General features: G+C 39.8%; 17 protein-coding genes and 1 pseudogene. 6 read left to right on the top strand and 12 right to left on the bottom strand.

Going from position 1 to position 17,702, the window contains the following annotated elements; genetic code table 11:
* From NTX86_05240 to NTX86_05195, 10 genes and pseudogenes are all read right to left on the bottom strand, one after another.
* A partial coding sequence (locus NTX86_05240) for a hypothetical protein (GenBank protein MCX5922699.1) occupies positions 1-1,183 on the bottom strand: 1,183 nt, incomplete at its 3' end.
* A 207-nt stretch (positions 1,184-1,390) separates the two neighbouring features.
* Positions 1,391-1,690 (bottom strand): annotated as a pseudogene (locus NTX86_05235) (helix-turn-helix transcriptional regulator).
* Positions 1,687-2,043 carry a type II toxin-antitoxin system RelE/ParE family toxin gene (locus NTX86_05230; protein ID MCX5922698.1) on the bottom strand — a complete coding sequence of 119 codons (357 nt, stop codon included), beginning with the start codon at positions 2,041-2,043 and terminating at the stop codon, positions 1,687-1,689. The pseudogene NTX86_05235 and the gene NTX86_05230 overlap by 4 nt, the downstream one beginning before the upstream one ends.
* A gap of 156 nt (positions 2,044-2,199) precedes the next feature.
* Complete coding sequence (locus tag NTX86_05225; GenBank protein ID MCX5922697.1) at positions 2,200-3,393, bottom strand: hypothetical protein; 1,194 nt, start codon at positions 3,391-3,393, stop codon at positions 2,200-2,202.
* A gap of 2 nt (positions 3,394-3,395) precedes the next feature.
* Positions 3,396-4,151 carry a MerR family transcriptional regulator gene (locus NTX86_05220; GenBank protein ID MCX5922696.1) on the bottom strand — a complete coding sequence of 252 codons (756 nt, stop codon included), beginning with the start codon at positions 4,149-4,151 and terminating at the stop codon, positions 3,396-3,398.
* A gap of 55 nt (positions 4,152-4,206) precedes the next feature.
* Complete coding sequence (locus NTX86_05215; GenBank protein MCX5922695.1) at positions 4,207-5,355, bottom strand: dienelactone hydrolase family protein; 1,149 nt, start codon at positions 5,353-5,355, stop codon at positions 4,207-4,209.
* A gap of 77 nt (positions 5,356-5,432) precedes the next feature.
* Positions 5,433-6,857, bottom strand: coding sequence for an ABC-F family ATP-binding cassette domain-containing protein (locus NTX86_05210; GenBank protein MCX5922694.1), 1,425 nt, complete (start codon positions 6,855-6,857; stop codon positions 5,433-5,435).
* A gap of 292 nt (positions 6,858-7,149) precedes the next feature.
* On the bottom strand, positions 7,150-7,482 hold the full coding sequence (locus NTX86_05205) for a hypothetical protein (GenBank protein ID MCX5922693.1): 333 nt from the start codon (positions 7,480-7,482) through the stop codon (positions 7,150-7,152).
* On the bottom strand, positions 7,421-7,714 hold the full coding sequence (locus NTX86_05200) for a type II toxin-antitoxin system RelE/ParE family toxin (protein MCX5922692.1): 294 nt from the start codon (positions 7,712-7,714) through the stop codon (positions 7,421-7,423). Before NTX86_05200 ends, NTX86_05205 begins: the two co-directional genes overlap by 62 nt.
* Before the next feature lie 81 nt (positions 7,715-7,795).
* A complete protein-coding gene (locus NTX86_05195) occupies positions 7,796-8,962 on the bottom strand; it encodes a Fic family protein (protein MCX5922691.1) in 1,167 nt (388 codons plus the stop codon).
* Positions 8,963-9,426: 464 nt separating this feature from the next.
* Here NTX86_05195 and NTX86_05190 point away from each other — a divergent pair, with 464 nt between their 5' ends.
* From NTX86_05190 to NTX86_05175, 4 genes are all read left to right on the top strand, one after another.
* Positions 9,427-10,341, top strand: coding sequence for a tetratricopeptide repeat protein (locus tag NTX86_05190; protein ID MCX5922690.1), 915 nt, complete (start codon positions 9,427-9,429; stop codon positions 10,339-10,341).
* Between the two features lie 136 nt (positions 10,342-10,477).
* On the top strand, positions 10,478-12,163 hold the full coding sequence (locus NTX86_05185) for an ATP-binding protein (GenBank protein MCX5922689.1): 1,686 nt from the start codon (positions 10,478-10,480) through the stop codon (positions 12,161-12,163).
* Between the two features lie 289 nt (positions 12,164-12,452).
* Positions 12,453-13,433, top strand: coding sequence for an ABC transporter ATP-binding protein (locus NTX86_05180; GenBank protein ID MCX5922688.1), 981 nt, complete (start codon positions 12,453-12,455; stop codon positions 13,431-13,433).
* On the top strand, positions 13,423-14,199 hold the full coding sequence (locus NTX86_05175) for an ABC transporter permease (protein MCX5922687.1): 777 nt from the start codon (positions 13,423-13,425) through the stop codon (positions 14,197-14,199). The genes NTX86_05180 and NTX86_05175 overlap by 11 nt, the downstream gene beginning before the upstream one ends.
* Positions 14,200-14,206: 7 nt before the next feature.
* Here the strand turns inward: NTX86_05175 and NTX86_05170 are convergent, their stop codons facing one another.
* Positions 14,207-14,485: an acylphosphatase gene (locus tag NTX86_05170; GenBank protein ID MCX5922686.1), complete on the bottom strand. Its 279-nt coding sequence runs from the start codon at positions 14,483-14,485 to the stop codon at positions 14,207-14,209.
* 158 nt (positions 14,486-14,643) lie between these two features.
* On the opposite strand from NTX86_05170, the gene gltX reads away from it, so the two are divergent.
* Positions 14,644-16,080, top strand: a complete 1,437-nt coding sequence (gltX, locus tag NTX86_05165; protein MCX5922685.1) for a glutamate--tRNA ligase — start codon at positions 14,644-14,646, stop codon at positions 16,078-16,080.
* Here the strand turns inward: gltX and NTX86_05160 are convergent.
* Positions 16,077-16,373 (bottom strand): hypothetical protein, encoded by a 297-nt coding sequence (locus NTX86_05160; protein MCX5922684.1) that lies wholly within the window; start codon positions 16,371-16,373, stop codon positions 16,077-16,079. The two genes, gltX and NTX86_05160, sit on opposite strands and share 4 nt — an antisense overlap.
* A gap of 87 nt (positions 16,374-16,460) precedes the next feature.
* On the opposite strand from NTX86_05160, the gene NTX86_05155 reads away from it, so the two are divergent.
* Positions 16,461-17,684 (top strand): APC family permease, encoded by a 1,224-nt coding sequence (locus tag NTX86_05155; GenBank protein ID MCX5922683.1) that lies wholly within the window; start codon positions 16,461-16,463, stop codon positions 17,682-17,684.
* Positions 17,685-17,702 lie beyond the last annotated feature (18 nt).

Raw genomic sequence — 17,702 nt, 5'->3', positions numbered from 1 at the left:
CCTTGAGCTGCTTGGTGATATCCTCCCCTAAAGCATTTTTTACCTTCACCTCTTTAACCGACACGCGCTCGCCCTCATTAATCTCAAAGATATAATTGTCTGGCGCTTCGCATGAAGACACTTTCACATACCAGAAACCCTTTTTTTGGTATGCCTGCACAATTTCATCTGAAAGAATTGAAGACGGCAAGAACCATGCCGAATGGCCAAATTCTAAAATGGAATCCAATAATCGCTCACTGGAAAAGAACTGGTTACCTGTAAAGATAAACTCTTTTTTATGATGCAAATCAAAAACGAATGACAGAATAACCTCATGCTCTTCATAGTCAACGCGCTCACTCAGATTAACATCAACATGAATAAAACCTTTTTGAGACAACTTACGCTTGAGCGCGCATGTCCGCTTGTTGATCGAACTTTTGCTATAAGAACCACCATCAAGCTTTTTTAAAAAGTGATGCTGAATAATTTCTTCTGCTTCGTTTCGTTGGCAGTCGCTGATTGAAGCATCGCTCTTAATTTCGCTCTTGATATCAGCAACACCAAATCGCTCATTCTTGCGTAGAGTGACATGTGCAACAATCTGCTTAGTACCATTGTCATATTTCAATTGGCTCACCGCCTCAGCATTAAAATATCCCTCTTGTCGCAAAGCCTCGCGCATTTTTTCTAAAGCATGCTGGTGCTTAATTTCATCAAACGGATCGTTGGGCTCCATAGTATAATATTGACGGTATGATTCCTTGCCAATGAGCATGCCATGGAATTTTAGCTTCTTAAATGTCCAAAAACTGGTCAGGCCTATCTTGATGGTGTTGCCCTGCTCGCAACACCTAATGGTCAAGGAAATGGTGGAGAACTTATTCTTTTTAAACAAGTATGAGACAGCCTTTTTGATATGCTGAGCGGTGACCACGTCACCTTTGCGTAAATCGACCAGGTAATCAAATTCTGTGGGTGAAAAATATACGTCGGACTCAAAATTGATGTCAGCAAGCACAAATGGTTTTGTGATGCTTTTTTCGATAAGAGACGCATGATCGTCGGCATGCGCATTCAAGACAAACGTTATCGCGCCTTGGGCACAAACTTCTTGCAAAGACTGTAGGGCTTGGCATGTTGGTATGTCGCCATATATGCTGCCAACGCATAGCATTATAAGCAAAAAGAACAGTGTCATGAATATCCTAAGAATTATAGAGCAAACCTCGCATTATTTATGCTCAGTGTACCACATAAAAACCAGGCATTCTAGGGCTTTTTTTGGGATCTTCGATCCTTATTTTCTCTTCTTTGCATGGATCGCAACAGCACTAGAAGACGGACTACGCTGTTTTATAACAGGACTTTTCTTAAGTTTTGGCAGAACAACACTCATCTCAGCATTCTTTTTTGTTTTCTTTTTAGGCGCCACCTTAATAGTAATATCCTGACCGAGAATCATTAAAAAACGAAACAATCTTTCAAGAGAAAATCCTGCCAAGCGCCCTCTGGCAAGGTCTGATACTTTTGGTTGATCTATATCAAGCAGTTGCGCAGCCTTTTTTTGGGTAAGATTTTTCTGATCGATTAGATCATTAATTTGTAAAGCAAGGTCAGCTTTGGCAAGCCTTTCTTCTGGGTTAGGGAGGCCAAGATCTGCAAAAACATTACCAGAACTCACACTATATTCTATTTTCTTTTTCATTTTTTTAATCTTTCCTTATAAAGTTCCTGTGCTTGCTTAAGTCTATTGCGAACAAGGTCCATATCTTTTTTAGGTGTTTCAATACCATGCTTAGATTTTTTTTGAAATACATGCAGTACATAGACTATTTCGGGCATATTAATTGTATAGACCGCCCGGTATGTTCCAGCGTTATCATCAGTCAGTATTTCAAGAACTCCTGAACCACCAAACCCCTTAAGTGGCTTACTGCTTTTCGGAGTCCTTCCCAATTGCACTTGATATAGTCCAAAACCTATATCATCCTGAACTTCTTCCGAGAAAGAAACCAGATCCTTCTTACTCGACCCAATCCAACCTATTTCTTTTTTTATCCATACTACTCTCTCACAATTATATACTAATTTTAGTATATTCTAGCACATCCATTACAAAATAAAAAGTGTATTTAAAAAATAACGCTTAACCTATCAGTTAAGATAAATTATTTGATACGCATTGTTCTGCTTTTTATTTTCGTATTTTTACTACTAAGCCTTAATCACAATCTCAATATTCTGACTTGCATTATCAAGCAAATCAACAGACGTTTGACCCTTAAGATATCTATCAAAAAAATCACCCAGCAATGCACGAGTCATTGCCACACCACGTTGCGGGTCAATAACCTTGCCTTGTTCTTCTGGACTGCCAAAAGGATTAATTAAAAAATAATCGCTAAAGGTCATGTGGTGTGCTGTTTTGCATTTCACTTGATACGTATCATTGGGTATGGCATTGCATAGAGTTTTTATTTTGTTTTCCATGCCGCCAACAATAGATCTGAATGTTTCTTCGGTCATACCCATACGAGCCAATTCTTCTTTGGAAGGCATACCGGCGGCCACATACACGCACATAAAGGGCGTATCAAATCCTTGTTCTAACTCATAACCAATTAAGTCGCCATCGATATCAACACCAGCTTTAAATCGTTTATCCATGCGGCATAGTTGTTCTGTAACAAAGCCGCCAAACGAATGGCCAAAAAGTCCTAAATGTTGCATGTCCAGCTTGCCCGTGAGTAACCCCTTTGAATCTTGATGATTAATCTGCTCAAGCATATCTGCAACAAACTGTATATCGCCAATCCACACCTTGCTCAAGGCAATTGCCTCAGCGCGCGTTTCTTCGTTTCGTTTAAAAGCGCCCGTATTTTTTCTAAATACATCGGCAGCTTGCGTAATGCGCCCGTCTGGAAATTCAACAGGATCCGAGGCATAGGTATGACTTGGCGCCACCACGATATAGCCACGGCTTGCTAAATCTTCTAGCAACGATGTATATAAATAGCGCGGCGCACCAAAACCATGAGAAAAAATCACCACAGGATAATGCGACTTCGCATCAGACACTGGCACATCCTCAAACGAATTGGTCAACACTTGCTTAGTCGTATACCCGAATTCAAATAATGAATACGGATAATCAGCATTTCGTGCAATGTATGCACGCAAGGTTGGCGACATATAGTCAGATTTTTTGCCCGTAGTTTGTGCCGGGTACCATACTTGCACCATCAACTCACGGTTTGGATGATCACCCAATGTTTCTTTACGTTTTGTATCAATCCAATGATACGTTGTTGTGCCAACCAAAAACTGCCCGGTTGACTTGGGCAGCTGTACAGCATTAATAGTACTCATTACAAAAACTCCAACTATCGCTATTATTTTATAATTCATTATCACCACGCTTTTGGTGTTACGTTATGCGCTTTGCATGCAGCTTCAATAAAATGCCAAATCTTTTTATCAAAAGGCGCATTAGAAATTTTATTATGCTTGTAAGCAAGCCAAGTCGCATCCCGTAATTCAGTATAAGATCCATAAGACTTATCGACTAAATTGATCCATGTTTGAGCTAATTTTTCACCAATAGATCCTTGAGGATCTTGATGAAGGTTGTTTTTAACCTCTACAATTAATGTCGCCCATTCTTGTTCGATGGCTTTTGCTTGCTCAGGCGTATGCTGTTTTTTGAGTTCAGCAAACTGCTTAAGCTGATCTTCGCTATATACTTTGCCAGCCGATGTTTTTTTAAGATCTTGAGTCATGTGATATACCCCTATAAGATTAATAATGTTTTGCCAATCAACTAATCCCGTATCTTTCACATCAGTGATTATTGCATCAAGCATGTCTGCCGCACGGTGCAAATTTGACACTTGTTTGTTCAACAAAGTGCGGTGTAGCTCAAGCTGTTCGATGGTATTTGTTTTGCCCAGTATCAACGTCTTGATATCGGCAAGCTTTAAGCCGAAAAACTTTAATGCAACAATCTGCTGTAATTTCAACAGATCAGTCTCGGAGTATACACGATAGCCATTGGACAGCCGCAACGAAGGTTTGAGTAAACCAATTGTGTCGTAGTGATGAAGTGCGCGTACGGAAACCCCCGTCAACGTACCGAATTCTTTTGCGTACCAACTTTTTTTAGTCATAGTTTTTACTCCTTATCAACAAGAATAAGGTATCACGTTGCGTGAGGGTCAAGCATTATTTTCGCTCAATAGTTATCTCCGGATACGTGACCATCCCAGCATTCAATACTTTTGCTGTTTCACCCTTAAGATACTTATCAAAGAAATCAACCAGCAGAGCTCGGGTAATTTCAATGCCACGTAGCGGGTTCAGCATGGTCGGTTTTGATACGTGCTTGAGCAATAAATAATCGCTAAAGGTCATATGATCACCTTGAATGAACTTAATAATGTATGCATCGCCTTTGAGACTCGCAGAAAGCTTGGTAATATTAGCACGCATGTCTTGTATGAATTTTACATAATCCTCTTCTTGCATATGCCACATTTCAAGCTCTTGCTTGCTCAGCATCTGAGGCTCGACATACATATACATAAAAGGAATTAAAACATCGCGATTAAGGTTGCCATAGAGTGCGCCATCCATATCTACGCCTGCTTTAATGCGGGTATCAAGGCTGCATACTTGATGAGCCGTCATGCCACCAAACGAATGACCAACCATCCCAATAGCACTTACATTCAATCGATGCGTCAAAATATTTTTGGCATCATGATTGTTGATTTTTTCAAGTTCATCAAGAATGAATTTTATATCATCAATCCACACATCAATTTCATTATACATAGCCTTATCAAATTGCTGAGAGCCAGGTTGTACTGTTTTAAAACTATCTGCAAGCCCAATAATTCTGCCATCGGCAAATTCTACTGGATCAGCTATATACGTATGATTTGGAGCAATAACAATATAACCATGAGAAGCCAATTCTTCACAAAAAGAAGTATGCACATAATTTATGGAAGCAAATCCATGAGAAAAAATAATCACTGGATAGGTATTATTTTCAGAAGCTATTGGTACATCTTTGTAAGAATTTGTAGCAACATTCTGAGTAATATAACCGACGCCTTGCCACGTAGTAGCGGTGGCCTTTTTAACAATGTCCTGAATATAGTTATGCACACGAGGCGGCATATAGTCAGCTTTTTTTCCTGTGCTTTGCTGCGCTGGATACCAAACCTGCACCATCAACTCACGATAAGGATGCTCTGCATTATCGGCATGCATTTCTTTGCGTTTTGTATCAATCCAATGATACGTTGTTGTGCCAACATTAAAAAATCCAGTAGGTTCCGGCAATTGTATAGATGCATTGGTCATGTAAAAAACCCCTAGAGCAATAATTATTATAAGAACAAAAATGAGAAAATATTTCCTAAATTGTGTCGATAGCACATTCATCGCCTCACCATAGAACCATTTTCAATATAATATTCATCAGTAACGCCAATTTCTTTTAAAAAATCTTCATCATGTGAAATAACCATCATAGCACCGGGATATTCTTTAAGCACTTCAATGACATGCTCACGTGTTTCCAAATCAAGGTTGTTGGTAATTTCATCCAACATAAGAAGCCTTGGTGTTTTAGCTGCAATCTGCGCCAATGTTAACCGCGCCTTTTCGCCACCAGAAAGATTAGCAACCAGCGTATTAACTTCTTCATTTTTACGAAATAAAAAGTCATTCAAATGCCGACGAATCTCGGCATGAGAATGCGTAGGCACAAGGTCCTGAATAGTCTCGAACACTGTTTTGTCGGCATCCAGCGTGCGATACTGTTGATCAAGATAACCAATATCCTGAGCTTTTGGCATGTACCAATCTCCCGCTGTTGCAACCTGCACATCACCTAATATAGCTTTCATCAAGGTTGATTTTCCGCTACCATTGGCACCCATGATAGCAATACGATCATGAGGACCAACTTGTAAACTGATGTGCTTCAATAATGGTTCTTGCCCAAGATAGCCAACACTGCCATCAACGATTGAAACAAGAGTTCGGCCGGTAACATCTGCACTACTGAGCGAAAATGTCGGCACAATTTCTTCGGGCAAACGCAATTCAGAGAGCTGCTCAAGCAAATCACCTTTTGTATCTGCTATCGATTTTTTCATTTTATTATGCGTTTTTTGCCCACGCCCTTCAGCCGCTCTCAAAGCAATCTTTTCATGAGCATACTTTTTTTGACCGTGCACTTTACTTTTTGCTGCACGTTCTTGTTCTTTCATTAATACCTGGTGCACACCTTGCTTTTGACGATTCAATCGGGCTAATTCCTCTTCTATAGCAGCACGCTTGATATTCATTTCACGCATATAATCATCATAATTTCCTGAGAAAACCTGAATACGACCATTATCAATGTGCCACAGCGTATCAATACAAGTGCGTAACAACTCGACATCATGCGTTACCACAATTAAGGTTCCTTGATATGAACGCAGCATACGCATCAACGATGTGCGATTGTGCTGGTCCAAATGGTTAGTCGGTTCATCAAGCAACAGAACATTTGGATCTTCACTCAACACACCTGTTAGAGCTTGGTTAAAACGTTGACCACCACTCAAATTGTCAAAATCTTCAACAATTTGAGGCACGTAGCCACACACAACATCCGACGGAACTACCAGTTGCCCACTCGTAGGCTCAACCGTTCCTCGTAATATATTGAGCAAGGTAGATTTGCCGCTCCCGTTGCGTCCAATAATGGCAATACTACTTCCATAATTTATTTGACCGGTAAAATCTTCAAAACAAATTTTGTGGGGAAAAGAAAAACCAATATTTTTAAGTAAGATAGGTTTATGCATCATATACTGCTCCTTAATAGTTGAGACATAGCATCTCCTGTGAATAACAATACCGGCATAATGCAGTTAACGCGCGCAAGCGTTGCATGGATAGCGGTATAAAAAAATTGGATAGAAATTATCGCCTGAGATCGGCAACAAGAATAGTAAAGGGCTTTACGCCTTTACAACGAAAATGATTGATGTAGATGTTTCCACGGATTCTTACCTCGTTTAAGCACTATAATAGAGATAGCTCCTATTAATTACCGCATAAAAAATGGTAGTTGTCAAAAGAATTGAAGAATAAATATTACTACCTTTTCAATGATGACTCATGCACAATCTTGGCGAGTGTTTTAAGCGTTGGGTTACCACTCTTTGACAACGCTAATTGAACCGTTGATCGTGCCATGTTTGCATTTTTTGAAACTTGAAGTCGGTTGATGCGCAAGTATGAATCAAGAATCTCCATAAAGCTTTCGGTATCATTATCGATGAGACATTCTAACAATGCCGCACCCACTTTTTGATGATCCATAAGATCATCTTCTGGATTCCATGGTATCAAACCTTTTTTACTGATTTTAGTTTCTTGCATATTTTTGAATGAGAATTCTTGCTTTTTCGATGTCTTTTTTTTGTGCATTTTTGTTGCCTCCGTTAAGTAACAAAATTATTGTAGATTTTTCTTTAACAAAATAAACCCGCCACCCATTTGTCCATCGCAATTCTGCCAACCCATTACCCAAACCCTTAGCATCGCCAAAGTACTCAAGATTATGGATTCGTTCCAAGCGAGATTCAATTTTAAGTTGTTCTTTAATGGTCAATGAACCAAACCAGGCCTGAAATTCTTTTGTCTTATTAATCTTAATCATACGATCTCCCTTTAGTGTCCATTATATCAGGCATTACTTATTGGAGTCAATAAAAAAACTTCGAGGGCAAAAAATACCACATTATTTCAACGGCTCAGAACCTTCTTCTAACAGATCAAGATACTGTTTATAGACATAGACTTTGTTCCGCTTTCTTCCACTGATCTCCTTGAGAATACCAAGAGACTCTAAAGAGTTCACTGCACTTCTGGCGGTTGGCGCGCTCATACCAAGCTCTTCAACCAATACCGGCACAGAAACTTGGGGTAATTTTTTTAAGAACTCAAAAATTTCCATGCACGAAAACTTTGCTCGTCCTAATGTTTGGATGCTTGTCATATCTTTATCAAAAAGCTTATTAATGTTACGCGCCGTCAACAAGGCTTGTTTGGCCGATGTATAAACACCCTCTAAGAAGAACTCGAGCCACGTCTCCCAGGTGCCATGCGTTCTAACTTGCTGTAATAAATCGTAGTACAGTGTTCGGTTCTGCTTAAGATACAAACTTAAATATAAGATTGGTTCCTGCAATAAGCCTTTTTCACAAAGCAACAAGGTGATCAATAACCTGCCAAGCCTTCCATTGCCATCCAAAAATGGATGTATGGTCTCAAATTGCACGTGCACAAGACCAGCTTTGACCAAAACTGGCAGATTGGTTTCTTCGTCATGTAAAAATTGTTCAAGATTACCCAAAAGCTCGGCCAAATATTCTGGTGGTGGCGGCACAAACAAAGCATTGCCTGGCCTTGTCCCACCAATCCAATTTTGAGTACGTCTAAACTCTCCCGGGTATTTATGTGCCCCTCTAACACCTTTGAGCAAAATAGCATGGACTTCTCGCAATAAACGCAATGATAATGGAAATCCACCCTTGATGCGCTCTAAACCATATTTAATGGCTTGCACATAATTTGACACCTCTTCAACATCATCGAGTGACACGGAAGGTTTTTGGTCATGCTCAAATAAGATAAGGTCGGAGAAAGAACTCTGTGTCCCTTCAATTTGTGAAGAAAGCAACGCCTCTTTACGCACATACATATAGATAAACAGAGAAGTATTGGGGATTGTTTGAGTAATGCTATTCAGTTCCGCAAGAGCCTGAGTAGCCTTCTCTAAATACGGGTATAAGGCCTGCAAATCTAGAGGCGGAGCGGGTGGTAAATAAGGTGGCATATAAGCCTTATAACTACTACCAATAATTATTTGGGAAAGGTAATTTCCAACTCTTGTATTTTTTTTCATCTTTTCTTAGTCTCCTTTGTTAAGAAAAGATAGCAGCCTAACTTTTCTTAGTCAAGAGTTTAAAGAAAAGATACCGAGGATCCAAGGTGCCGAAACATTAATACTTAAAAAATACGGCAGATAAAGACTTTCTAGCGCCTCATGATCCAATTCATGGTCAAAAATCCAACATGATTCAAAAGGATTTTGGTTAAAAATCCAACATCCATTACTTTATAATGGCTTAAAATCCTATATCTTGTCAGAAAAAACAACAAAACAGTTTGATGGTCGAAAAACAAGGATATCGCGCAGCGACATTAAAAAAACAAAACTGCTCCATACTTGGAAGGACAAAGATTACAGAATTGACTACTATTTATAGGTAACTCTATCGAAAAAATAAAAAGGCCTTTATGAAAATCTATCTTCTACTACCCTTAATACTAACGATTAACCTTTCTTGCAGTAACAAAAAGGAAACTATGACCACTCAAACAAATACTGACATTAAACTCGAAAACTTTAATGACGTTTGGAGCCTTGGCTATCATGAGGTAATTGAAAAAAAATTTCACGAACTTCTTGGCCAAGCTGAAGCACTACAAGACAAATCGATCTACTTACAAATTTTATCCCAAATTGCGCTCGCCCAAGCGTTGCAGAAAAAATTCGACGCTGCCCATAAAACTCTTGATGATGCACAAGCGTTGCTCACCCCTGCATATGATCTAGCTCGGGCAAGAATTCTTCTTGAACGGGGACGAGTGTTCCATCAAGCAGACAACATCCAAGAAGCAAAAGTGTATTTTGAGCAAGCATTTGAATTCAGCGCACAACACAAGTTCGACTTTTATACAATCGATGCTGCTCACATGATCGCTATCCTCGCCGAACCGACACAAGAAAAAATACAATGGAATCAACGCGCACTCGACCTTGCTGCACACACAAAGGATTCGCGAGCTGCTCTTTGGATTGGATCGTTATCCAATAACCTAGGACAGAATTATTTTGAAGAAAAGCAATTTGAGAAAGCGCTGTCGGCATTTCAAAAAGCACTTGAGTGCCGCAAAAAAGAAGGGTATGCCCCTAATATTAGAATTGCACAGTGGGCCATTGCGCGTACGCTCCGCTTGCTTGAGCGCCTCGATAATGCTGAAATTATGTTGCTTACACTAGTCAAAGAGTATGATGCACTGACTGAAAGTGGCAATTTAGATATGCCCGTCGAAAGCCTTAAGTTAGCTCGTGGTTGGGTGCATGAAGAGCTGGCTGAGGTTTACCATGTAAAATCAAAGTTTTTCGCCAATGCAGCATACAATGACCTATCTCCTGATGAAATGTTCAGAAAAACTGCACCTGAGAGATTGGAAAGATTAAAACAGCTTGGGCACTAGCCATACAGGAACACTAAAGATATTTACAGGGTAAAACAGGGACATTTAACTTCTATTTGACATTTTTACAAAACAGGGTAGAATGGAGATTGAGAGGTTAAAATCTAATAAAAACATAGAATCAATGGAGGTTCAAATGACCATCAAAAAACTATTTAAACAGGCAAGAGGCCTTTTCGCTATGCTTCTAGCGTCCCAGTCGGCTGTAGCAATGCAAGTTCCTGCACCCAAGGATCCTTATCAAAACATAAGATATGGGAGTGCTTTTGACCAAAAAGAACTCTATACCAAACACAAACAGCTTATGGACACCCTAGGATGTTCCAAAAACGTGTTTCCAGAAGCACAAGGTATTGCAAGAAGCGCATCTTACAAAATAGACGCAGAAGAAGAATCGTCTGATATCGGTCATATTTCAATCGATATAACCTCAAATGAACGTATGCCATTGGCAACCACAGACAAACAAGAAACAACTAAAAAAGACCTAGAAAAATACGAAGCTGATTGCTTAAAAGGATTGAACTGGGAGCGTCGCATGACACTTGCCAGGCCTGCCATCTATGCATTAGCAGAAATGGGCCTTGCAGGTACTGGTGCTGCTCTATCAATGAAAGCATTAGGCTCAGAATCATTAGGAGGAAGTTTTGCAGTTTTTGCTGCAATTTCTGACACACTAAGATTGCTTCGCGGCACTATTCAATCTGCTCACCATCTCATATCATGGCCTGACAACCAACTCAAAGAACTTGAAGAACATTTTGCTAAAAATAAATGTTATATACCCCGCGTGTTATGGCCTAAAATTATCAATGCATTTGTGTCTGCACGACAAAATGAGTTTTCACGTGAAACACACACCAATTTTATTGAGTTCGCTCTTGGTTTTACTACGTACAAACCAAAACAGCCCGTCCATTTTAAAAACCATATGGGCATTGATGGAATCAAACAAGAGCTCAATCAACGCGTAGATACATTTTTTAATAACTACGAAACTAAAGAGTGCACCGAAGCTCTTATGCAAGTTAAAATTAACATTGCAAAATTCATCGACTCCTTGTTGGACGATCATGCGCCAACTTCTGTTGTACAGCTCCCTCGATATCTCTATCTTCATGGCGCTGGTGGCATTGGCAAAACACATTTTGTACAAACATTATCGGCATGGATAGAAGAACTTATCCCTGGCAGCGTTCGCTTTGAAGACCTTGTGGTTACCGGAGCAGATGAATTGGAAGGCTCGCCCGAAAAATCTGGTGCTTTTTTACGTGTTTTACGTAATCAATTAATAGAAAACAAACGCGGATCAATAGTTATCGTTGACGAAGCAACCTGGCTTAACGATAAAGGAATGATCAGTCCTGCAAAACGTATTTTTAACGGCGATCGCTCTAAGTTATCTACTGCCTACTTTGGCAAAGGAATGGATGGTACTGGCGTTAACCTAGAAATGCCGCCAATGCTTATTTTCGTTGCAAGTAATGAGACATTAAATGACAAGCCTCTTGCAAGCAGATTTGATGTAATACAGTATCCAAAACCTACCCCACAAGCCTTAGTCGCTTATGCAGGTGAATGCGTGAGTAAAAGTGCTATTCTTAAACAGGCAAATATCACGCCACAAGAATCGGCATCGGCAATCGGAGCTTGGATAAAATCACTTAAAGAGTCTGACCTTAATTTCCGTTATATTGCTGCCAACATCGAAGTAACATTACTGAGAGGTGGCCATACCACTTTGTCCAACGCATCATCATCATCATCATCATCATCATCATCGGCGGCAACAGCAGCAGTAATGGCAGCACTATCATCATAAAAAAAATAATAAGATAATCAATCGGCAGGGGAGCAAAAAACTTCCCTGCCGAAAAAATAACACTCTGAAAGAGTTAAGACTAATTTTAAGAAATCACTAAAGTTATGATCGACTATAATGGTGGCCATAACTCATTCCACAAATCATTGTGGCAGAAATATGCTGCATTTAAAAAAATTAGGTGTATCAAAATTTTACTTTTTTATTATAAAAATAATCCCCGAATCGTGCTTGGCAAGAAAGGTTTTTTCTATTAGTATGGAATAGAATTAAACCATAAGGATCACTCATGCTTTCTGTACATAATCTCACTAAAATATTCCCCAGCAAACGCCGTTTTATTGGCCCAGCTGATCAAGATTTTGTTGCCGTTAATAACATTTCATTTGAAATTGGAACAGGACAAGTCGTTGGCATTCTCGGCCCGAATGGTGCTGGCAAAACTACAACCATTAAAATGCTCTTGGACCTACTGACTCCGACATCGGGCACCATCAATTATTTTGGCAAGAACTTACACGTGCATCGCAGTGAAATTATGCAACACGTTGCCTTTGCAAGCACCTACACCAAACTGCCTGGTCGACTTTCTGTGCAACAAAATTTAGAAATTTATGGTCGCCTTTATAGCATACCCATCACCGAACTTCGAAAGAGAATTATACGTTACCTTGAACTCTTTGGTATGGAAGACCGAGCACAACAAGAAATGGGCTCGCTCTCTGCGGGGCAAACAACACGCGTTATGTTGGCAAAGGCATTCTTAGTAGAACCTAAAATTCTCCTACTTGATGAACCTACAGCAGCACTCGACCCGGACATTGCTCAAGAAGTAAGAGCCTTTATCATTCAACAACAAAAAGCGCTTGGCATGACAGTCCTTCTTGCTTCGCACAATATGGATGAAGTGAGCGAAATTTGTAACCGTGTTATCGTTCTTGCTAATGGCACTATTGTTGACGACAATACACCAGCACATCTGGCAAAAAGCATTTCAACAACCAAAGTGAACATGATTGTCCTTGATGGGCTCCAACAAATTATTACCCATGCTACCGCCAACAACCTGATTCATACCGTAGCAGACCGCACCATCGAAATTCACGTTGACGAACATGCCATTGCACCGCTACTAGCAGCTCTTGCCAAGCTCGATGTGAACTATTCTCATATTTCAATCACCAAGCCAAGTTTAGAAGATTACTTTTTGGAAATCTCTCGAACTGCTTCGCTTGCTCGACGAACTAAAAAGGATACTCATGGTTTTTAAGTTTTCACGTGCCTGGACCGTCGTCCTTCGTTATTTGTACTCGCACCGCAACGGCATGAGCAGTCTTTTTGATTATTTTTACTGGCCTTTAATCGACATGCTCATCTTTGGTTTTGTTGGCACATCACTTTCTACACAACAAAATAGTACGGTTGTCATCAACTTAATCGCAGGACTCATTTTATGGCAAGTCTCCTTTAGAACACACCTTGAAGTCTCTCGTAATCTTCTGCAAGAAATTTGGGATGAAAATTTAGTAAACTTTTTTGCAACGCCACTGACCATTGCTGAATGGATTGTTGGCCTTATGATGACTGGCTTATTGGGCACATTGATCACCGTTCCTTACGGCGCATTGCTCATGAAACTTATTTTCAATCTAAACCTATTTTCTATAGGCATATCATTACTACCGTTGATACTTTTACTCGTAGTTTCTGGATGGGTTTTAGGATTTATTGCCTCAGGATTTCTCATCTATTGGGGACAAAGAATAGAAACCATCGTATGGGCAATCGGATGGCTTCCTGCGCCATTTTGCTCGGTCTATTATTCGGTAGATATCTTACCGCACTGGATGCAAATCGTCAGCAAATGTTTGCCCATGACTCACGCTTTTGAGGGCATGCGCTATGCACTGACCATGGGGCAAATCCCGTACTGGCATATTGCCGTAAGCTTTACACTTAACGTTGTATATTTGATTTTAGCCTTAGGCTTTTTTATGCATATGTTGAGAAAAAGTAAGGCGCAAGGCTTAAGCTAAGATCACGTTATTCAATAACCCGAAAAACGCCTCTATAGTCTCTATCCTTAAGAAATGGCTCAATTTCAAGATCTTCTAGATACGCTTTACTCTCTTTATGAAGAAGATCAATAAACTGATCGACGGATTCTTTGGGGCCACAGACAATAACTTTCACTTTATTTTCCGTGATAACTATCTGCGCTGTGCCTTCCAGACTGCATTTCTTTGCACTCTTTTGAATGACACTATGTATAAAATCTTTAGCAATAGGAATGCCAAAGACAATCTTAAGACATTTGTTCACGAGCTTCTCCTTTTTTTATACTACTCGCCAACGATGCTAACAAAATAATAAGAATAATGTCAAAAATTCAAGAATCCACTCAGTAAGCCCCCTAGACTTATACCTTATTCTGGCTACACTTTATAGAAAGATTGCTATACAATTTCCTAGGATTTTTTATGAAAAACTCAACAATTCGCGTTAGATTTGCACCAGCGCCGACCGGCATGATGCATTTAGGGAACGTTCGCACCGCATTAATGAATTATCTTTTTGCCAAACAAAAAGAAGGTACCTACATTATACGGATTGAAGATACTGACACTCAACGAAACTACGATCCAACTGCTGAAAAAATCATCGAAGATCTTACTTGGCTTGGTCTTCACTATGATGAAGGCCCAATTATAGGCGGTCCCGATGCGCCCTACTTCCAATCATTGCGCACGCCAATCTACCAAGAAAAATTATCAGAACTTTTTAATAAGAGCCGTGCGTATCGTTGCTTTTGCACACCAGAAGATCTTGAAAAAAAACGCGAACGCCAAATTGCCCTCAAAATGCCACCTCGCTACGATCGCACCTGCGCAAAATTATCCGAAGCACAACTCAATGAACATCTTGCAAAAAAGACACTTTTTGTATGGCGCGTTAAACTTGAAACTGAAGGCCATATCGCTATTACCGATATGGCGCATGGAGTCATAAACTTTAATTTTAAGAATTTTTCTGACTTTCCACTGACACGTCAAGATGAAACCTTCACCTTTATATTTGCTAACTTTGTAGACGACTTGGTTATGAATATGACTCACGTCATCCGCGGCGAAGATCATTTAACCAACACCGCCAACCAAGCGATGCTCTATCAAGCATTCCAAGCACCATTGCCTATCTTCTGGCATTTGCCAATTTTGTGTAATATTGAAGGCAAAAAACTTTCCAAACGTGATTTTGGATTCTCTTTGCGCGATTTAAGAGCAGAAGGATTTTTGCCTGAGGCTATTTGTAACTACCTAGCCATTATCGGCGGATCATTTAAAGAAGAGATTATGTCGCTTGAACAATTGGCAAAGCTCTTTAATTTCGACAACATGCACACAACCGGCCACATCAAATATGATGTCGAAAAACTCCACTGGATAAACCGCAAATGGATTACACTCTATAATGATGAGACTTTAGCAAATCTTTGCTTGCCCTATTTGCTTGCAGCCTATCCAACAGCAAAACTATTAGATCAAAAGGTGTTAGCGCGCCTCATTCAAATTATAAAAACCGATCTTAATACGCTCAAAGACGTGACACAAGCACTCGATTTTTATTTTGAAGCACCAAAAGTAACGCACCAGGATGTTGTTGCTGCTATCGATGCAGAACATGCTATCACTATTGCAACTATTCTTGTGTCTGCTCTTGAACATATTAATGATGTCACTACATTCGTACAAACATTAAAAACAGCATCACAAACACAAAACATTCCACTCAAGGAAATGTTTACCTTTATTCGTATGGCGCTTATGGGCAAACCAAAAGGTCCTGGGATTCATGAATTAGTTGAAATGCTTGGCGTAGAAGAAATAACACAACGATTTAATCGCATATTAAGCTAAAGAGTTGCCGTAGGATCGATCAAGCGGTTGGGCATTTTTGTTAGATTACTTACCAGGCCAGTTTTTTCATAATAGGCCATGAGTTCTAAAAATTGCCCTTCCATTCCTTGCGGAACAAAAAATTCGAATATACTCTGACTCTTATCAATCGTACGATCAAACGCGATATGCTCAAAGCTTCGCAATGTCGCCGTGAGCAGCCAACATTCTTCTTTACGAATGTGTGCTTGGTAATAAGAACAAAACTTGCTTGCATCGTGTGTGGCGTCGTTGGAACTTGTTAAATGTGTCATATTGGGTACAATGAATTCATGTAATAATGAGTGTAAAAAAATTAGTAAACTCTTTCTATCAGTTTAACAGAATCAAAAGGACTCACAATGAGTAACGACAATAACACAAAAATTAGTCTTGCAACCGCAACTATTATTGGCATGAATGCCATGATTGGTTCAGGAATCTTCACAGCTCCTGCAACCATGGCAGCCTATGTTGGGCCCGCTGGCATCATTGCCTACATTCTTGTCGTTATTGCCATTTGGTTTCTTGCTCAATCCCTAGCGCGCCTTGCTGAACTGTTCCCCGAAGAAGGCTCCTTCTACCTTTACACAAAACAATGGGGCGGTCACACCATGGGCATGATTGCAATTACTGCCTACTTTATAGGATTGCTCATAGCAATGGGCTTATTGTCTCAAATGGCTGGCATTTATTTGCATCGCTTTTTCCCTGCATTCACTCCTTATACCCTCGGCATTATTGCTTTGTGGACATTAGTAATCTTAAATATGTTTGGTGTGGCTTTATCATCACTTGGTCAACACATTCTTATTGTGTGCACGTTGTTTCCCCTGATTGCCACAACCATTATGTGTTTTACCAAAGCAAATCTTTCCTACTTAACACCATTTGCTCCCTACGGATTTTCAAATGTTCTTAAAGCAACCCGCATCGTTATCTTTGGATTTTTTGGCTTTGAATGCGCCACATCATTATTTAGCATCGTCAAAGATCCTGCAAAAAATGTCCCGCGCGCATTGACCTATTCAATTTTAATCGTTGGCACAATTTACACGTTATTTGTAAGCTCGATTATTATTTCAACACCGCTTTCGTTATTCACCAATGCTCGTTTGCCGCTATCAGAAGCATTGCTCGTTATTTTTCCTGACAAACCATGGCTCATTCTGACCATTCATTTTGCCATTCTTTCTGCCATCATCGGCACCATACATTCAATGATTATGGCATCAAGCCATCTCCTTATGTTCTTAGTCAAAACATTAAAAAATAATGTTGCACGAAAACTTATTGCTACTGGATCATTCACCACCAAAACAGCGGTTGCATCAGTTGGCTTGGGTATTTTTATCACCTACGTAAGCTTCAGAAATATTAATTTATTTTTTGATTTAACCTCTATCTTTCTTATTTTCGCCTTCATCATGTCAATGATTACCTTGTTGACAATACGCTCTGAATGGCAATCAGGTAGAAATATCACGTGCATATTGGGTATATTAACAGCATTAATGATTTTCACCTTCGCCGTACAGGGGCTCATTCACGAACTAGGCGCAGTAACAAATTCATGTAGTAATTGACCTCGCTACATGAATGGT

It is taken from the genome of Candidatus Dependentiae bacterium, from assembly GCA_026389015.1.
Lineage (GTDB): Bacteria > Babelota > Babeliae > Babelales > Vermiphilaceae > JAPLIR01.
This window is presented reverse-complemented; position numbering and strand designations above follow the sequence as displayed.